The 2127-nt window shown below is 48.2% G+C and carries 1 protein-coding gene; it reads right to left on the reverse strand.

Features of this window, described 5'->3' with window-relative positions:
- Positions 1 to 411 precede the first annotated feature (411 nt).
- Complete coding sequence (glpK, locus tag H6F50_RS05880) at positions 412 to 1929, reverse strand: glycerol kinase GlpK (protein WP_190427375.1); 1518 nt, start codon at positions 1927 to 1929, stop codon at positions 412 to 414.
- Positions 1930 to 2127 lie beyond the last annotated feature (198 nt).

A 2127-nucleotide genomic window follows, 5' to 3' on the forward strand; every position in this document is an offset into this window, starting at 1 on the left:
GCCTTCGCACCCGGTAGCAGCGGTTGGAAAAATGCCCAAGGCGAAGAAACACGCTGGATCGAACTGTTCTTACGCGGTGGCAATGCCTGGGAGTCCTTCAAGCGTCCGTCAGTTGGCACGCAGATAGAGATTATCTGACAATTTTTCTGGGATTGGGCAAATAATCCCATTGAAACCTCTCCCTATCTCTCTCCTAAAAGGAGAGGGAACCGGAATAAATGTTTTTGATGTTTTACGGGCAATAGGGGAGTTGATAGCCCCTCTCCGCTTGCGGGGAGGGGTTGGGGTGGGGTTCCGGATGCTGAGGAATTATGTCTAATTCGCCGGACATAATCTTAACCAAGAAGTTCTATTCAACCTCAGCCCTCAGCCCTCAGCCCTCAGTCCTCACTCCTCAGCCCTCCGTCCTCTTCACTCTGCCCAATGTTTCGCTCTTTCAACTGCTTTTTGCCACATGGTAAAATTTGCCTGTGCCTGGGTAACTCCCGCACCGGGTTGAAAAGTTCGGTCAATTTGACGACTCGCGGTTAATGTAGTGTAATCTTGCCAAAAATTAACTGCTAAACCAGCAGCAAAAGCGGCACCTTGTGCAGAAGCATCGAGAACGGCTGGACGTTCTACAGGTATTCCTAAAACATCCGCTTGGAGTTGCATTAAAAAGTCATTTTGACAAGCTCCGCCATCTACTTTTAGCAGGGAAATGTCGGTACCGCTATCTTGGTTGATTGCCTGTACAACTTCTTTGACTTGGAAGGCGATCGCTTCCAGCACCGCCCTAACCATGTGTTCTCGCTGGACTCCGCCTGTAATGCCGAAAAATGCCCCCCTCGCACTCATATCCCAGTGCGGCGCACCCAAACCACTCAACGCTGGAACGAAGTAAACACCCCCGTTATCCGCCACCTGCTGCGCCATTCGTTCTGTATCCGTAGCCGCAGTAATGAGTTTAATGCCATCTCGCAACCATTGGATGCAAGCTCCAGTGGTAAATATACTGCCTTCCATGCCATAACCGACTTGGATTTGTCCGTCATTGCCTGTCTGTGTCCAAGCGACAGTTGAAAGGAGTTGATTGCGCGATCGCTGTATTTTTTCTCCGGTATGCGTAACCAAGAAGCAGCCGGTGCCATAGGTGCATTTTAATAAGCCAGGGCGATCGCAACCATGAGCAAATAAAGAAGCTTGTTGATCGCCCAAAATTGCCATAATTGGCACTTCACTGCCTAATAATTCCGGCTGAGTATAACCAAATAAGCCTAAACTTGGCTGAATTTTTGGCATCAAATGAACCGGAATTTTAAATAACTTCAGTAACGTCTGATCCCACTCCCGCGAAGCCAAATTCATCAACATCGTGCGGCTGGCGTTACTATCATCCGTGGCGTGTACCTTACCACCTGTAAGGTTCCAGAGAATCCAGGTATCAATCGTGCCTGCGAAAACATTCTCTAAATCAATGGGGGAATATTCTCGTTGAATGTCCTCCAACAACCAAGTTAATTTAGTTGCAGAAAAGTAGGCATCTAATACTAACCCCGTGCGATCGTAGATATCTGCTGCGTGACCTTGACTTGCGAGTTGATTGCACAGGGGTGCAGTGCGTCGGTCTTGCCAGACAATTGCATTATGTAAAGGTCGCCCCGTGGTTTTGTCCCACAACAGACAAGTTTCTCGCTGCACGCTTAACCCAATTGCAGCAATATCTTTTGCAGTGATATCCGCCTTCTGCAATACAGTCTGCATCGCCCAACAAGTATCTTGCCAAATTTCTCTGGGGTCATGCTCTAACCAACCCGGTTGGGGATAATACTGCGTGAGTTCTTTGTAAGCAGAGCTAACAATCATCCCGTCAGCATTAAATAAGATCGCTCGGTTTCCAGTAGTACCGAGGTCTAGGGCGAGAACGTAGGCAGGAGTCGATGCAGTCATTGCAAGCTTTATTAGTAATAGATTGAGAGTTTTTCAACGTGCGAGTCAAGCCGAAGTCTCGATCGTAAACGTTGCCAAGAATGCCAAGAAAGCGATCGCTGCTACACGCATCAGACTTTGAGCGTGCAACGTCTACGTTTCTCGGCTTTTTTGTATTCCTCATAACAGACTAACTTCACTCAGAGCCTTTCCTGGGGT

It is taken from the genome of Coleofasciculus sp. FACHB-712, from assembly GCF_014695635.1.
Taxonomy (GTDB): Bacteria; Cyanobacteriota; Cyanobacteriia; order Cyanobacteriales; family FACHB-T130; genus FACHB-T130.